This is a genomic window from Micromonospora musae (genome assembly GCF_003626635.1).
In the GTDB taxonomy this organism is placed as follows: domain Bacteria; phylum Actinomycetota; class Actinomycetes; order Mycobacteriales; family Micromonosporaceae; genus Micromonospora; species Micromonospora musae.
Window position 1 is genome coordinate 60,534 of sequence record NZ_RAZT01000014.1, and the last position, 13,879, is coordinate 74,412.

Genomic DNA, 13,879 nt, shown 5'->3' on the forward strand with positions numbered 1-13,879 from the left:
AGGGTCGGTGACGGCCGGCCGGCCGCACTGCGGGATACTGCCCGGCGGAGGACAGTGCGGTCCGGCGTACCAATGGACAACAGCGGCCAGCACGGCCGAGAGCGGTAAGAAGGAGCGTTCGACATGCCCATCGCTTCCCCCGAGGCCTACGCCGAGATGCTGGACCGCGCCAAGGACGGCCGGTTCGCCTACCCCGCGATCAACGTGACCTCCTCGCAGACGCTCAACGCGGCGCTCAAGGGCTTCGCCGACGCGGAGAGCGACGGCATCATCCAGGTCTCCACCGGTGGCGCCGAGTACCTCTCCGGCCCGTCGGTGAAGAACATGGTCAGCGGCGCGGCGGCCTTCGCCGCGTACGCCCACGAGGTGGCGAAGAACTACCCGGTCAACATCGCCCTGCACACCGACCACTGCCCGAAGGACAAGCTGGACAAGTTCGTCCGGCCGCTCATGGGGATCTCGCAGGAGCGGGTGAAGCGCGGCGAGGAGCCGCTCTTCCAGTCGCACATGTGGGACGGCTCGGCAGTGCCGGTGGCGGAGAACCTGGAGATCGCCGAGCAGCTCCTCGCCGAGGCCGCCAAGGGCAAGATCGTCCTCGAGATCGAGGTCGGCGTCGTCGGCGGCGAGGAGGACGGCGTCGAGAACGCGATCAACGACAAGCTCTACACCACCGTCGAGGACGGCCTGGCCATGGTCGAAGCGCTCGGCCTGGGCGAGAAGGGCCGCTACATGGCGGCGCTGACCTTCGGCAACGTGCACGGCGTCTACAAGCCGGGCAACGTGAAGCTGCGTCCGGAGGTGCTCAACCACATCCAGATGGCCGTCGGCGCGAAGTACAACAAGGAGAAGCCGCTCAGCCTGGTCTTCCACGGCGGCTCCGGCTCGCTGCTCTCCGAGATCCGCGAGGCGCTCGACTACGGCGTGGTCAAGATGAACATCGACACCGACACCCAGTACGCCTTCACCCGCCCGGCCGCGGACCACATGTTCCGCAACTACGACGGGGTGCTGAAGGTCGACGGCGAGGTCGGCAACAAGAAGCTCTACGACCCCCGGGTCTGGGGCAAGGCCGCCGAGGCCGGCATGGCCGCCCGGGTCGTCGAGGCCTGCGAGGCGCTGCGCTCGACCGGCACCAAGATGAGCAAGTAGGACGGGTACCACGACGGCCGGCCCCCACCGGGGCCGGCCGTCGGCGTATTCCGCCGGTCGCCCTCGCTACCCCGCGGTCAGCACCCGGACGGCCTCGTGGACGTCGTCGGTGAGGTGGATCGTCGGCGACAGATCGCCGAACGGGGAGGCGGCCAGCAGCGGGCGCAGCAGCGACTCGATCGGCAGCTCCGTCGTCCAGAACGTGCGGTCGAGGAAGACGTACGCCCCGCTGGAGCCGTCGGTGCCGTAGAAGGTCTTCGTCGCCGCCTGGAACACCTCCTGCACGGTGCCGGCCCGCCCCGGCGCGAAGACGATCCCGCCCCGGGCCAGCCGGAGGATCGTGTCCTCGCGGATCGCGTTCGAGAAGTACTTGGCGATCCGGCCCGCGAAGAGGTTCGCCGGTTCGTGTCCGTACAGCCAGGTCGGCACGGCGAGCCCACCCGCCCGCGCCCACGCCAGGTCGTCGACACCGCGCGGCCGCGGCACCGGCGGTGGGGCGTAGCGCTCGCGCACCTGTAGCGCCGCCTTCGTGTAGCGGTCGTGGTCGGTGAAGTCGGGTGCCGCGGCCAACAGGTCGATCGCTCCGGTCAACTCCTCCGCCGATTGGTCGGCGAGGTACGCGCCGAGGTTCGCGGCCTCCATCACGCCCGGACCGCCGCCGGTGACCACGAGCCGGCCGGCCCGTGCCAGCTGCCAGCCGAGCACGGCAGCCATCCGGTACGGCACGCTGCCGCGCGGCACCGCGTGCCCGCCCATGACCCCGACCACCGACTGCGGCCCGTGCGCGGCCAACCAGGCGCGGGTCGCGTCGGCGAGCGCGTTGTCGACCCCGTGGTCGTGCAGTCGCTGGCCGAGCGCCTCCCGGACGTCCGGCAGCGCGCCGCCGTGCGCCCGGAAGTGCGCGTACACCCGGGTGTCGTACATCCCGGTGAACCCTGCCTCGGCGAAGCCGGCGGCCAGCTCCTCCGGCGTGTAGAGGTGGCTCGGCTGGGTCGGGTAGGGCAGCCCGGAGAACGGTGGGACCACGTTCGCGCCGCGCCGGACCAGGTCGGCGCCGACCTCCCGGGAGGCGAAGCGACAGCCGACGAAGAGCGTCCCGGTCACCGTGACGCGGGTCAGGTCGGGCGGCGGGTCCAGGTCGAGACGCAGGCCCTGCACGGTCAGGCCGGTCAGGTCCCCACCGGCCAGCCGCCGGTCGAACTCGTCGCGGGTCTCGATCTCGTTCGTGGGCTGCGGTTCGATGACATCCGCGGGTGGTGGCGTGGGCACCTGGCCATACTGCCCCCGCCGGTCCAGGCCCGCGAACGGCGGCGGGACGACCACCGGCTCGGAAGGGCCGCCACCGCGACGCGCCGCCGATCTCCGTGTCCGCAGCTCACCCGCGTTCCGCCCGGACCGACAGGAGCCCGACGGCCGCGGCCGTCGGGCTCCTGCGTAACCGGGTCCTGGGGAGGCTCCGGACCAATAGTTGTAACGGAAAACACTCTCCTTCGGCATAGGCCGCAGGCGTGACCAACTCCTCAGCCGTTCAGCCAGCGAGCTGGACCGACCCGCTCGCGTGTCGCAGTGCGAAGCGGGTTGAATGGGGCGATGCAGAACCTCATGCCGGAGCCACCGGCCACCCTCCTCCCCGCGCACGACGAGGCTTACGCCGCGCTGGCCGCCGCCGAGACCGATGGCGGCGACGAGGCGTTCGCCGAGGTCGCGGCGCGGTACCCGACGTACAGCGCGGCGTGGGGGGCCCTCGCCGCCCGCGCGTTCGCGGCGGGTCAGGCCGTCCCGGCGTACGCGTACGCGCGCACCGGCTACCACCGCGGCCTCGACCAACTGCGGCGTAGCGGCTGGAAGGGGCACGGCCCGGTGCCGTGGTCGCACGAGCCGAACCAGGGCTTCCTCCGCTGCCTCTACGTGCTCTCCCGTGCCGCCGACGAGATCGGCGAGGCGGACGAGGCGGCCCGGTGCGCCCAGTTCCTCCGCGACTGCGACCCGGCCGCCGCGGACGCCCTGTCCAGCAACTGAACCCGCTTCGGTGGCCGGTGCGCGCCGCGCCGGCCACCGCGGGCCGGCGTGCGCCTACAGCCCCTCGGCCACCGCGGCGGCGATCTTCAGCCAGGCGTCGCGGGTGGCGGTGGAGAGGCCGGCGTACCGGATCGGCTCGCCGCTGTCGATGAGCCGCTCGTACGGTGCCAACAGCACCGATCGGGTTCGGGCGGCGAAGTGCGCCTGGATCGCGGGCAGGTCGATGTCCTTTCGGGACGGGGGCATCGACACCACGGTGACCGCCTGCCGGACCAGCCGCTGCCGGCCGCTCTGCTCCAGGTGGTCGAGCATCCGGGCGGCCGTCTCCGCCGAGTCGTTGCGCGCCGACATGGTGACCAGGAGTTGGTCCGTCGCGTCCATGGCGGCCTGCCAGTTCTGCGCCCGGACGTTGTTCCCAGTGTCTACGAAGATCAGCTTGTAGAACCGGCTGACCACCTCGCGGAGTTCGGCGAAGGCGGACGCGGTGAGCATCTCCCCGCCGGTGGCCGACTCGTCCGAGGCGAGCACGTCGAACATCCCCTCGCCCTGCGAACGGACGTACTGTGACAGGTCGCCGACCCGCCCGTGCGCGGCCTGGAACTGGCCGAGGTCGCGAAGCAGGTCCCGCACCGTACGGGAGTGGAAGTCCTGCTGCGCCCGCATCCCGAGGGTGCCCTGGGTCTCGTTGTTGTCCCAGGCCAGCACGTAGCCGCCGCGTTTCTGCCCGAACGTCATGGCGAGCAGCAGGATCGCCACCGTCTTGCCGGCGCCGCCCTTCGGGTTGACCACGGTCACCTGGCGCAGGCCGCCGAAGTTGCGGCGGACCGTCTCGATGTCCCGTTTCAGCTCCTGCTCGTGCCGCCCCGGGGGCAGCCGAAGGCCGATCTTGTTCACCACCGCCCGTACGCCCATCGTGGCGAGCGGGTCGGCGGGACGCACCTGCCGCCGCCGGGCGAAGTCCTCCGCCGTCGGTGTCGGGCCGGCGGACGGGTAGCCGGCGGGTGTCGGGGCCGGCCCGGCTGGCTGCGGCTGGTACGGCTGCGCCGCGACTCCGGCCGTGTCCTGCTGCCACTGCCGTGGCTGCCAATCGGGCGGGAAGGGACCGGGCGGTGCCGGCGTGTCCCCCGAGGTCGGCTCGACCTCCTCGACGTCGGACCAGGCGGGGTCGGCGGAGTTCGGGCTCGCGCCGGGCCCTCCGGCCGCGGTCGGGTCGTCGTTGGTGCCTGCGGGGCCGGCCGCAGCCGGAACCGCGGGGGCGGCCGGTGCGGTTGTGGACCCGTTCGGCTCGGTCTCGGCGCTGACCCGCTGCGGCGGGTACGCCCACGGGGACTCGCCGGCCCGGCCGGAGCCGGCCGATCCGTTGGGGGTGCCAGGCGGTCGGTGCCCCTCGTCGGTCGACGCCGACCCACCGGTGCCCGGCGTGCGGGTCGCCACGTCGGTGCCGGCCCCGCCGCCGGCCGCCCCGCCCGACGGCTGGGCCGTGGCCGACGGCTGGGCCGTCCCGTCCGACGGCTGGGCCGTCCCGTCCGACGGCTGGGCCGCTCCGGTCGGCGGCTGGGCTGTTCCGGCGGACAGTTGGGCCGCTCCGTCCGACGGCGACGGCCGGGCCATCCCGGCCGCCGGCGATGGCTGGGCCGCCCCGGGCGGCCCGGAGGGCTGATCGACGACCGCGCGGCCGTTACCCAGACCGGGGGCCGGGTCGAGCGAGAACGGCAGGTTGAGGTCGACGCCACCGGCAGCCGCGCGGCCGCCGCCCGGCCCACGGGCCGCCGCCGCGCCCGTGCCGTGCCCGTCGTCCGATGCGGCCGCTCCGGCCGTGGAGCCGCTGCTCGCCGCCGGGGCGCCCGTCGACCGGCCGCTCGCCGTCCCGGTGCCGGGCAGCTGCGGGTGCTCGGCAGCTGCCGGGACGCCGTTCGTCGCCGCAGGACCGGCCGTGGGGGAGAGCTTCGCTGCCGGGGGGTGTAACGCCGCGTGGGGCCCGGCCGTGGAGCCGTTGCTCCGTCCCGCAGCGGCGAGCTGGCCCTCGCCGAGACGATCGCCGGGCTGAGGGGGGCTGTCGCCGGAACGGTCACCATCGCCGGCCGATCCCGCCGTACCGGGGGTGCTGCCACCGGCGCTGTCGCGCGTCGCGGCGGTGCCGGCGACCTGCGGGTCGGCCGCCGTCGGTTGCCGGCCCGGCTGGGCGGGGGCCCAGGCGACGCCGGGCGGTGCCCAGCCGTTGTGCGGCGGCAGCGCGCTCGTCAACGAGGGGTAGGCGTCCGCCCCGGCGATCGGCTGGGCCGTGTCGGCCCCGGTCGGCGTGTGCGAGGTTGGCTGCCCGGGGAGCGGATCGGCGGTCGGTGCGTCGGGTCGGGCTGCGGTCACGTCGGCGGAGGTCGGCGCGCCCACGGTGGCCCAGGGCGCGGCGGTGGCTTCGGTCGGATCCGAGGGCCAGGGGGGTTCGATGTCCCGCTCCGGCACCGGCTGCTGGCCGGGTACGCGTACCCGGTCGGCGTTGTCGTCCACCACGGTCCCTCCCCAGGTCTCCTGCCGAGGATAGGCGCAACGGTCGCCGATGGCTGGTCAGCGCGGCGCGCGCCGGGGGGTCAGGCGGCCCACACCGCCCAGGCGCCCGGCTCGGTCCACCAGGAGCGCTTCCGGTTCAGCTCGCCCTCGGCACCGTCGTCGAGGAAGGGCACCTTCTCGTCCCGGGGCAGCACGGAGACGGCCCGTCCCCGGGCCCGGCGCACCTCGAGGCGTACCCGCTTGCGGCCGAACGCGGAGCGGGTCACCACCGGCACCGCCACCGCGACCTCGACCAGCGCGTCGGTCGGGTCCGGCCGGCCCAGCAGCGTCACGTCGTCCAACGTCGCGTACCCCCCGGCATTGCCGATCGCGCAGGCCAGCAGCGGTTCGTCGCCGTCGGAGAGCAGGGTGTCGTCCACCTCGACGCGCCCGCGCCAGTGCAGCGGCCGACCGGCGTCGTCGGCCGCGCCGATCAGCGCGCCGTCCAGGGTCACCGAGCCGCCGTCGTTGCGCAGCAGGTCCAGCCGGCGAGGCGCGCCGTCGAGCACCGCGGCGGCCACCTCCGCCGGATCGCGCGGCAGCCCGAGCTGCGCGACCAGGTCACGGTGCCCGGTGCTGCCGGCCGGATCCAGCGGCAGTACGCCGACGGGCGGCAGGTCGGGCACCGTCCGGTTGCCGGGCAGCTCCTCCGGGCGGCGGCTCGGCGGTGGGGCGTACCGCCGGACCAGCCGGCGCAGCACGGCGCGCAGCTGCGCGTCGCTGGCCGTGGCGACCACGAGCCGGGTCTTCGAGTCCGGGTCCGGCCAGGTGAGGCCGTCCGGGCGGGCCGGGCCGTCGAGCCGGGCCAGCACCTCGTCGATCTCCGCGTCGGAGCGGGCGGTGACCATCTCCACCCGGGCGCCGCGGCTGGTCAGCGCGTCCGCGCAGGCCAGCACCGGCACCCGAGGCGTCTCGCAGCGCTCCGGCTTCTCCTCGGCGGCCTCGTCGGCGCCGCCGCAACAGGCTCCACCGCTGCCGCAGCCCGCGGCGGCGTCCCGCGCCGAACCGAGGGTGAGCAGCACCACGTCGTACACGGAAGGAGCCTCCTGCCTCTCGACGCGACCCCTGCCGGACGCGCCGTAACCTCTTGTTAGCCTGACACCCCGGGCTCGCCAACCGGTCGCCACCTGGCACCCGAGCCTTCTGGAGGCGGAGAAGATGCCAGCGATCGTGCTCATCGGCGCTCAGTGGGGCGACGAGGGCAAGGGCAAGGTTACCGACCTGCTGGGTGAGCGGGTCGACTACGTGGTGCGCTACTCCGGCGGCAACAACGCCGGTCACACGGTGATCACCCCGGACGGCCAGAAGTATGCGCTGCACCTGATGCCCTCGGGCGCGCTCTCCCCGACCGCGAAGATCGTCATCGGTAACGGTGTGGTGGTCGACCCCAAGGTGCTGCTCACCGAGATCGACGGTCTCGCCGAGCGCGGCGTGGACGTCTCCCGCCTGCGCATCTCCGGCGACGCGCACCTGATCATGCCGCACCACCGGGCGCTGGACCGGGTGGTCGAGCGCTACCTCGGCTCGTCCCGGATCGGCACGACCGGCCGGGGTATCGGCCCGGCCTACGGCGACAAGGTCGCCCGGATGGGCATCCGGGTGCAGGACCTGCTCGACCCGGGCATCCTGCGCAAGAAGCTGGAGCTCGCGCTCCGGGAGAAGAACCAGATCCTCTTCAAGGTCTACAACCGCAAGGCGATCGACGTCGAGGCGACCGTCGAGGAGTACCTGGCGTACGCGGAGCGGTTGAAGCCGTACATCACGGAGACCCGCGGGCTGCTCTGGGACGCGCTGGACCGGGGTGAGACGGTCCTGCTGGAGGGCGCCCAGGCCACCATGCTCGACATGGATCACGGCACCTACCCGTTCGTGACCTCGTCGAACCCGACGGCCGGCGGCGCCTGCGTGGGTGCGGGGATCCCGCCGACCGCCATCACGAAGGTGATCGCGGTCAGCAAGGCGTACACCACGCGGGTGGGCTCGGGGCCGTTCCCCACCGAACTCTTCGACGAGAACGGCGCGCACCTGCGCAAGATCGGCCACGAGTACGGCACCACGACCGGCCGGGAACGTCGGTGCGGCTGGTTCGACGCGGTCGTCGCCCGGTACGCCTGCCGCCTGAACGGCGTCACCGACCTGGTGATCACCAAGCTGGACGTGCTCACCGGCCTGCCGAAGGTGCGGATCTGCGTCGGGTACGAGATCAACGGCAAGCGGGTCGACGACATGCCGATGACGCAGACCGACTTCCACCACGCCGTGCCCATCTACGAGGAGATGGACGGCTGGTGGGAGGACATCACCAAGGCCCGGTCCGTGGCTGAGCTGCCGGAGAACGCCCGCCGCTACATCGCCCGCGTCGAGGAGCTCTGCGGCGCGCAGGTCAGCGTGATCGGCGTAGGCCCCGGCCGCGAAGAAAACGTAGTCCAACACCCCCTAATCCCCTAACCCGCCCGGCCCCCCGGGGCCCTCGGCGGTCGCCCCCGCCGGTTCGCCCCGTTGATCAAGAGGTTTGCGTCAAGATTGCGCTTCGATCTGACGCAAACCTCTTGATCAACTGATTCGGCGGAGGGAGGGGCGGGGACGGGGGACGGAGGGTTGTCCACAGGGGGTGGGTGGTTATCCACAGGGGTTTCGGGCGCTGTGGATAACTGGGCATCGTGGGGCGGTGACACCACATGACATGCTTCGCGAGGTGGCTGCCGAGCAGGACGGTCTGGTCAGCCTCGGGCAGGCGCTTCGGGCGGGCCTGAGCAGAGATCAGGTCCGACAGCTGTGCCGATCCGGTCGATGGGTACGGCTGTTGCGTGGGTATTTCCTCCTCGACGGAGAGTCGCACCCGCGAGCTCGGCGTCGCGCTCTGATCCGGGCCGCTGTCGCTAGCCTCGGGCCGGGTGCCTTCGCCGTCCTCGACACGGCACTGGAACTGCACGGCGTCGCGGGTCTACGTCGCACCTCCGAGGTCCACGTGTCGGTACCGGTGGATCAACCTCGGCCCCAGCGTGCGCCGGTGCCGTGGCTGGTCGTACATCAGCTGACCGTCGGGCCGCGTGACCTGTCCACGGTCGCCGGCATCCCGGTCACCACGGCGATGCGTACGGTCTCCGACGTCATCCTCAGAACCGACGCTACGCCGCGGTATCGGTTCTCGACTCGGCGCTCAACTCGGGCAGGTTCGCCTCCGAGCGTTTGGGACTGGTCTCGGCCCTGATCCGAGGGCGGCGCGGAGCGGGGGCTGCGCGTTGTCACCTCGCCGAGGCGGACGGCCGGGCGCAGTCGCCGCTGGAGACGCGTGCCCGGCTGCGGTGTGTCGACGGCAGGGTGCCGCCGGACACCCTTCAGCTGGAGGTACGCGATGACGACGGCTACCTGCTCGGGGTCGGGGACCTCGGCTGGCGCGGGCCGAAGGTGATCGCCGAGGCTGACGGCCGAGAGGCGCACGACACTCCGGCCGCGGTTTTCGCCGATCGCCGCCGGCAGAACCGTCTCGTCAACGCCGGTTGGACCGTCCTCCGCTTTACCTGGGCCGACACACTCCGCCCCGACTACATCCCCTGGACCGTCCGCCAAGCAATCAACGCATATCCCCCCGCCCGCCGCCGGTGATCAAGAGATTCGCGTCAGCAATCGCGCCATCGCTGACGCAAACCTCTTGATCACGCGACAGGCGGCGGTGGGGGTGGGGGTGGGGTGCGTAGGATCTGGGGGCGTGCGGGTTCTTCTGGTTGGTGGTGGCGGGCGTGAGCATGCGCTCGCGCTCGGGTTGGCGTCCGATCCGGCGGTCACGCAGCTGATCGCGGCGCCGGGCAATCCGGGTATCGCCGAGGTGGCCGAGCTGCGCGCGGTGGAACCGACGGATCCGGTGGCGGTGGCCGCGCTCGCGGTGGAGACCGGGGTCGACCTCGTGGTGGTCGGGCCCGAGGCGCCGCTGGTCGCCGGGGTCGCCGACGCCGTTCGGGCCAAGGGCATCGCGGTGTTCGGACCGTCCGGCGAGGCGGCCCGGCTGGAGGGGTCGAAGGCGTTCGCCAAGGACGTCATGACCGCCGCCGGTGTGCCGACCGCCCGCGCCTACACCTGCACCGATCCGGAGAGCGTCGCCCGCGCCCTGGACGAGTTCGGCGCGCCGTACGTGGTGAAGAACGACGGGCTCGCCGCCGGCAAGGGCGTCGTGGTCACCGACGATCGGGCGCTCGCCGAGGAGCACGCGCGCGAGTGCGGTCGGGTGGTGATCGAGGAGTACCTGGCGGGCCCCGAGGTCTCGCTCTTCGTGGTCACCGACGGCGAGGCCGCGGTGCCGCTGCTGCCGGCGCAGGACTTCAAGCGCATCGGGGACGGTGACACCGGCCCGAACACCGGCGGCATGGGGGCGTACGCGCCGCTGCCGTGGGCCCCGTCCGACCTGGTCGACGAGGTCATGCGGGACGTGGTCCACCCGACCCTGGCCGAGCTGCGCCGTCGGGGCGTGCCCTTCTCCGGTCTGCTCTACGTCGGGCTGGCGATCACCGCGAACGGCCCCCGGGTGATCGAGTTCAACGCCCGCTTCGGCGACCCGGAGACGCAGGTGGTGCTCGCGTTGCTGGAGACGCCGCTGGCCGGGCTGCTGCACGCGTCGGCGACCGGCACGCTGGCCGAGCACCCGCCGCTGCGCTGGCGGGACGGCGCCGCGGTGACCGTCGTGGTCGCCTCCCCCGGTTACCCCGGCACGCCGCGTACCGGTGACGTGATCACCGGCGCGGACCGCCCCGGCGTCATCCACGCCGGCACCGCCCGCCGGGCCGACGACGGGGCGTTGCTCTCCGCCGGTGGGCGGGTGCTCTCCGCCACGGCCACCGGCCCCGACCTGGCCGCCGCCCGGGACGCCGCCTACGACCTGGTACGCGCCATCGGGCTGGCCGGCTCGCAGCACCGTACCGACATCGCCGCCGCCGCTGCCGAGGGGCAGGTCGAGATCCCCGGCTGAGCCCGGAGATGCGGCAGCCCCGGCCGGTGAACGGGGCACCGAGCACCCTGCGGAGGGCCTGACGGCCGGCCTTGCCTGCCTGGCTGCTCCACGAGCACGCCGTCCACCCGCCGGTCGGGGCCCGTCTGGCGCGCCGGTTCGACCTCTCCGGTCCCCGAGCACGCCGGCGCTCGGCCCCGCTCAGCCGTAGTAGCGGCGCAGCTCCCGGGCCAGTACCTTGCCGGTGGCGTTGCGCGGCAGGTACTTCACGAAGACCACGTCGCGCGGTACGGCGAAGCGGGCGAGGTAGTGCCGGACGTACTCGCGTACGGCCTCCGGGTCGAGCGTCTCCGCGGGGTGCAGGGCGAGGAACGCGGCGAGGCGCTGGCCGTACTCGGGGTCGGCCACGCCGATGACGGCCACCTCGCGTACCTGGGGCAGCTGCGCGAGCAGGTTCTCCACCTCGGACGGGAAGACGTTCTCGCCACCGGAGACGATCATGTCGTCGGCCCGGCCGTCGACGAAGAGGAGGCCCTCGGGGGTCATCCGCCCGAGGTCGCCGCTATCGAGCAGCCCGTCGCGGCTCTCCCGGCTCGCACCGGAGGTGTAGCCCTCGAAGAGCATCTCGTTGCCGACGAAGATCCGGCCGACCTGCCCGTCCGGCACGGGTCGCCCGGCGGCGTCGAGGATGGACACCCGGGTGCCGTGCGGCGGTCGGCCGGCGGTGGTGGGTGCCGCCCGCAGTTCGGTCGGTCCCGCGATGGAGGCCCAGGAGCACTCGGTCGAGCCGTACAGGTTGTAGAGGACGTCGCCGTAGACGTCCATGAACCCGGTGGCGAGCCGGCCGGGCAGCGCCGAGCCGCTCACCGCCACGACCTTGAGCTGGGGCCGGGGCGCGGGCGGTGGCACCTCCATCAGCCGCTGCACCATCACGGGTACGGCGAAGAGCGCGTCACACCGGTGTGCGACCAGCGCGGCCAGCGTGGCGGCGGGGTCGAAGCGGCGGTGCAGCACGATCGTGGCCCGCAGCGCGAAGCAGACCTGGAGGGCGGCGAACCCCCAGGTGTGGAAGATCGGTGCGGCGATCATCACCCGGTCCCGGGTGTGCAGCGGGATTCGGTCGATGATGGACACCAGCGGGCCGAAGCCGCTCGGGGTGGGGCGGCGGGCGCCCTTCGGCGCGCCGGTGGTGCCGGAGGTGAGGACGATGATCCGCCCGTCCCGCTCGGGTGGCTGCAGGTCGCCGGGGAGCGCACCGGCGACCAGCTCCTCGCGGGCGCGCTCGTCGAGGCGCGGCAGTTCGGGCGGCAGGCCCAGCACCCGCTCGGTGAACTCGTCGTCGTGCACCAGCACACGGAGGCGCTGCTCCTCGGCGACGGTGGCGAGCTGCGCGGCGGAGAGCCCGGTGTTGACCAGCACCGCGTCGACTCCGAGCAGGGTGGCTGCGACGATCGTCTCGATCAGACCGTGGTGGTTGCGGCAGAGCACGCCGATCCGCTCACCTGCCTGCAGGCCGTGCCCGGTCCGCAGGGAACGGGCCATCCGCTCCGCCCGGTCGAGCAGCTGCTGGTAGGTCAGCTCGGTGCCGTGCTCGTCGATGACGGCGGTCCGGCCGGGGTCACGGGCGGCGGCCTGGCGGAGCTCGCCGGCCAGGCTCCAACCCCACCGCCGCAGCGCGTTGAGCTGCGAGGCGATCCGGATCGGCTGGCCGGGGGTGAGCAGCCCTCGCCGGGTCATCGTGGTGACCATGAAGGGCAGGTCCATGCCGCAGACCTCCTAGGGGTGTGGCAGGACGGGTTGGAGGAAGGCGTTCCCGTCCGGGTGTCTGTCCTGATCATGCCCGGGGCACCATGACTCGGCACAACGAGCGGGTGCGTCAAGTGACGAAGTCGGCACGGTAGGTGGGAGCCGCATCGCGGGCGGGCGACGGACGACCCGCAGCGCACCGGCATTGGGATGCCCGGCGAGGTGCAGCCGAGGATGCCGGGGAAGGGACTGAGCGGTGGTGCTACGGGCTCAGATGCGCTGGCCGGAGATCGCGCGCGCGATGACCAGCCGTTGGATCTCGGAGGTGCCCTCGAAGATGGTGTAGATCTTCGCGTCCCGGTACCACCGCTCGACCGGGTGGTCGCGCAGGAAGCCGGCGCCGCCGAGCAGCTGCACCGCCTTCTCGGTCACCGAGACGGCCACCTCGCCGGCCTTGAGCTTGGACATCGAGCCCTCGCCGGCCGCGAACGGCCGGTTGTTGCGCCCCATCCAGGCGGCGCGCCAGACGAGCAGCCGGGCCGCGTCGATCTCCATCTTCATGTCGGCCAGCGCGAACGCGACCGCCTGGTTGGTGATGATCGGCCGTCCGAACTGGACGCGGTCCTTGGCGTAGTCGAGGGCGTACTCGTAGGCGGCGCGGGCGACGCCGAGCGCCTGTGCGCCGACGGTGGGGCGGGACAGCTCGAACGTACGCATCGCCGCCTGGCCGGAGGCCCGCTGCCCGGAGCGGGCTCGGGCCAGCCGCTCGTCCAGGGCGTCCTTGCCGCCGAGCAGGCAGCGCCCGGGCACCCGTACGTCGTCGAGGAAGACGTCTGCGGTGTGCGACGCGCGCAGACCCAGCTTCCGCAGCTTGCGGGTCGCGGTGAGCCCTGGGGTGCCCGGCGGTACGACGAACGCGGCCTGCCCTCGGGCTCCCAGCGCGGGGTCGACCGCGGCGGTGACGACGTGAACTCCGGCGATGCCGCCGTTGGTGGCGTACGCCTTCTGGCCGGTCAGCACCCACTCGTCGGTGGTCTCGTCGTGCACGGCGCGGGTGCGCATCGCCCCGACGTCGGAGCCGGCCTCCGGCTCGGTGGTGCAGAACGCCGCCACGGCCGGCTCGTCGGCGGTGCCGAAGCACTGGGGCACCCACTCGACGAGCTGGTCCGGGGTGCCGGCGCCGTAGATGGCGGCCACGGCGAGTGAGGTGCCGAAGAGGCTCAGGCCGATGCCGGCGTCACCCCAGAAGAGCTCCTCGCTGGCGATCGGGAGGGAGAGCCCGGTGGGGTCGGCCCAGCAGGTGGCGAGGAACTCGAACCCGTAGAGGCCGACCTTCGCGGCCTCCTGGACGATCGGCCAGGGGGTCTCCTCCCGGGCGTCCCACTCGGCTGCGGCCGGGCGCACGACCTCGGCGGCGAAGCCGTGCACCCAGTCACGGAGGTCCCGCTGTTCCTCGGACAGGTCGAGCGAGAACTCGGGCAT

11 protein-coding genes are annotated in these 13,879 nt (G+C 73.2%); 6 read left to right on the forward strand and 5 right to left on the reverse strand.

What is annotated here, in order from left to right; translation table 11 throughout:
- The first annotated feature begins 123 nt into the window (after positions 1 to 123).
- A complete protein-coding gene (gene fbaA, locus D7044_RS25340; RefSeq protein WP_120683718.1) occupies positions 124 to 1,149 on the forward strand; it encodes a class II fructose-bisphosphate aldolase in 1,026 nt (341 codons plus the stop codon).
- 66 nt (positions 1,150 to 1,215) lie between these two features.
- Here the strand turns inward: fbaA and D7044_RS25345 are convergent, their stop codons facing one another.
- The gene (locus tag D7044_RS25345) at positions 1,216 to 2,418 is read right to left on the reverse strand and encodes an LOG family protein (protein ID WP_199716768.1); all 1,203 of its coding nucleotides are present in this window, start codon (positions 2,416 to 2,418) and stop codon (positions 1,216 to 1,218) included.
- A gap of 321 nt (positions 2,419 to 2,739) precedes the next feature.
- On the opposite strand from D7044_RS25345, the gene D7044_RS25350 reads away from it, so the two are divergent.
- The gene (locus tag D7044_RS25350) at positions 2,740 to 3,168 is read left to right on the forward strand and encodes a DUF3151 domain-containing protein (protein WP_120683722.1); all 429 of its coding nucleotides are present in this window, start codon (positions 2,740 to 2,742) and stop codon (positions 3,166 to 3,168) included.
- Between the two features lie 54 nt (positions 3,169 to 3,222).
- Here D7044_RS25350 and D7044_RS33590 read toward each other — a convergent pair whose 3' ends face one another.
- Positions 3,223 to 5,676, reverse strand: a complete 2,454-nt coding sequence (locus tag D7044_RS33590; protein WP_233565123.1) for a chromosome partitioning protein — start codon at positions 5,674 to 5,676, stop codon at positions 3,223 to 3,225.
- A gap of 77 nt (positions 5,677 to 5,753) precedes the next feature.
- Positions 5,754 to 6,746 (reverse strand): diacylglycerol kinase family protein, encoded by a 993-nt coding sequence (locus D7044_RS25360; protein WP_120683726.1) that lies wholly within the window; start codon positions 6,744 to 6,746, stop codon positions 5,754 to 5,756.
- Positions 6,747 to 6,870: 124 nt separating this feature from the next.
- On the opposite strand from D7044_RS25360, the gene D7044_RS25365 reads away from it, so the two are divergent.
- From D7044_RS25365 to purD, 4 genes are all read left to right on the forward strand, one after another.
- On the forward strand, positions 6,871 to 8,160 hold the full coding sequence (locus D7044_RS25365; protein ID WP_120690400.1) for an adenylosuccinate synthase: 1,290 nt from the start codon (positions 6,871 to 6,873) through the stop codon (positions 8,158 to 8,160).
- Between the two features lie 235 nt (positions 8,161 to 8,395).
- Positions 8,396 to 8,923, forward strand: a complete 528-nt coding sequence (locus tag D7044_RS33110; protein WP_233565130.1) for a type IV toxin-antitoxin system AbiEi family antitoxin domain-containing protein — start codon at positions 8,396 to 8,398, stop codon at positions 8,921 to 8,923.
- Positions 8,902 to 9,318 carry a DUF559 domain-containing protein gene (locus D7044_RS33115; RefSeq protein ID WP_233565124.1) on the forward strand — a complete coding sequence of 139 codons (417 nt, stop codon included), beginning with the start codon at positions 8,902 to 8,904 and terminating at the stop codon, positions 9,316 to 9,318. The genes D7044_RS33110 and D7044_RS33115 overlap by 22 nt, the downstream gene beginning before the upstream one ends.
- A gap of 103 nt (positions 9,319 to 9,421) precedes the next feature.
- Positions 9,422 to 10,672, forward strand: coding sequence for a phosphoribosylamine--glycine ligase (gene purD, locus D7044_RS25375; RefSeq protein ID WP_120683731.1), 1,251 nt, complete (start codon positions 9,422 to 9,424; stop codon positions 10,670 to 10,672).
- 180 nt (positions 10,673 to 10,852) lie between these two features.
- On the opposite strand, the gene D7044_RS25380 is transcribed toward purD, so the two are convergent.
- Positions 10,853 to 12,415: an AMP-binding protein gene (locus D7044_RS25380; RefSeq protein ID WP_120683733.1), complete on the reverse strand. Its 1,563-nt coding sequence runs from the start codon at positions 12,413 to 12,415 to the stop codon at positions 10,853 to 10,855.
- Positions 12,416 to 12,667: 252 nt separating this feature from the next.
- Positions 12,668 to 13,879 (reverse strand): acyl-CoA dehydrogenase family protein, encoded by a 1,212-nt coding sequence (locus D7044_RS25385; protein ID WP_120690401.1) that lies wholly within the window; start codon positions 13,877 to 13,879, stop codon positions 12,668 to 12,670.